The following is a 2,107-nucleotide window of genomic DNA, read 5'->3' as shown; positions in this document are numbered from 1 at the left end:
CAACGGTTAAGGAGTAATTGGACAAAAAGGCTGCGGACGACTGTCTCTGAGCCGATATACGCCGAACTTTGGATGGATATTGTGCGTGTCTGTAAAGATAATTGGGAAACATCATGGCCAGAACTGCCGTTGTCTCTGTTTCGGGAATTTACTAATACAGGAGAGCGCAAGCCGTATGAGGATGTGTACTTTGAACGGCGTGGACGACTGGTTGCTATAGTGCTTGAAGCTGTTGTCAAGCCGGAGCCTCGAAAGATGAAAGAGGTGGAAAGCGGTCTGCTGGACATATGTAGCGAGTACACATGGGCGCTTCCTGCACATGTCAATGAAGAGGACACAGTAACACCGCCTTGGCAGCAGGTGGATTTATTCGCGTCCGAAACAGCACAAACGCTGGTTGAAATTTTATTGCTGCTAGGAGAACAACTGGCTAGTCATGTGGTCGCTCAGGTGCACGAAGAGATTGAACGTCGTGTGCTGGAACCCGTTTTTTGGAAGCCTCGTCATTTTGGATGGGAAACCGCAGATCATAATTGGTCGGCAGTATGTGCTTCCGGTTGCGGAATTGCAGCATTGCTGCTGGTAGAAGACGACTTTTCCAGAGCGGTAGCCATCGAGAGTATGCTGGGCTCGCTGGATTGTTTTTTGGCAGGCTACAGAGAGGATGGGGGATGTCCCGAAGGCGTAGGTTACTGGGTATACGGCTTTGGTTATTTCACTTATTTTGCCGATATGCTGCGTGAGTTTACCGAGGGAACTGTGGATATTCTGAACTCGGAAAAGGTTAGGCAAATCGCAGCCTTTGCAGAGCGGGTTCATCTGTCGGATGGCATTTTCGCTAATTATTCGGACAGTAGTGAAACTGAACGATTGCCTTCCGGACTCATTTCTCATTTGAATTCTTTGCAAGGACGACCATCTACACTCCCTTTCCGCGTACCTGGTCTGTTGGAAGACCCCTGTCGCCGCTGGGCTCATGTATTGCGCAACTTGGTCTGGACGAATCCTCTGGCATTCGGGAGCGGTGAGACCGTTACCAATTATTTGCCGCAACTCGGTTGGCTGATGTGCCGCAGCTGCAGTTCCAGCCATAGTGGACCCGAAAGCCAAAAGGGTGAACCAGGTGTCATGCTTGCATTTTCAGCGAAGGCTGGGCATAACAATGAACCGCACAATCATAACGATCTTGGACATTTCATCCTTCATGGCGGTGGCGAAAATCTATTGTGTGATCTGGAAGCAGGCTTATACACGAAAGCCTATTTTTCACCGGGACGAGAGTCGATTATTAATATTTCCTCTAGTGGTCATTCCGTGCCTGTCATCAATGGGACTATGCAGCAATCGGGCGCACAGGCAAAGGCGGTTGTGCTGGATATTGCTTTGGATGAGCAAGAGGAGGTACAGACGGGCACAAGGCTTAAGCTTGATTTGACATCTGCTTATCCCGTAGAAGAATTGGCGGTCTTCACCCGCTCCTTTATTTGGAATGTGCTGGAGGGAAACGAGGGGGCAAGGCTTACCGTCACCGATCATTTTGAGTTTGAAACGTCTGGCGTGAGCATGAAGTCATGGGATGTGGAGGAGTTTTTCATCAGTTGTATTCAGCCTAATCTGGGAACAGGCTTCGTAGAATGGAAGGGAGCGAACGCAGTCGTCAGGCTAGATTATGATGCCGGCGTGCTGCGGGCGGGGTTGGAGGCTGTGAAGCACATAGATCATGACGGAGCTCCCTTTGTGTTTTATAAAACATCGCTGCAACTAGACTCCAATCACTGGAGCGATTCTGCAAGCGTAGATTGCAATCTGTTTTTTACCATACATTAATTTTCATTTTGAATGGGAGGCAGACAGGATGAATAAGCTGCAGACAGGCAGCGTGTACCCTTGGCAGACGGAACTGGAGAGATTTATAGAACAGGTGGAAAGCGCGCCAAATCGAGTGAATGACGGATGGACTCACCAACGTAAGCTGGCCGTGCTGGAAAAGCTGGTTCGCGCATATGCCCTGCATCAGGATGATACCGGAGCTATCATTGACCCCCATTCTGAAAGTGAACGGTACTACTCCACCCCCTCCTATGCGTTGGCTGCGGCGGTGTTGGTC

General features: G+C 49.8%; 1 protein-coding gene and 1 pseudogene. Both read left to right on the top strand.

What is annotated here, in order from left to right; all coding sequences use genetic code 11:
* On the top strand, window positions 1-1,827 hold a 1,827-nt coding region (locus GRP75_RS25150), incomplete at its 5' end, for a heparinase II/III family protein (RefSeq protein WP_160790691.1).
* Between the two features lie 28 nt (window positions 1,828-1,855).
* Window positions 1,856-2,107 (top strand): annotated as a pseudogene (locus GRP75_RS25145) (glycosyl hydrolase); the annotation flags it as partial.

Origin of the sequence: Paenibacillus sp. OT2-17 (assembly GCF_009827695.1) — a bacterium.
Classification (GTDB): domain Bacteria; phylum Bacillota; class Bacilli; order Paenibacillales; family Paenibacillaceae; genus Paenibacillus; species Paenibacillus polymyxa_B.
Note: the sequence above shows the minus strand (reverse complement) of the source record. Positions and strands in the feature narration are given on the sequence as shown.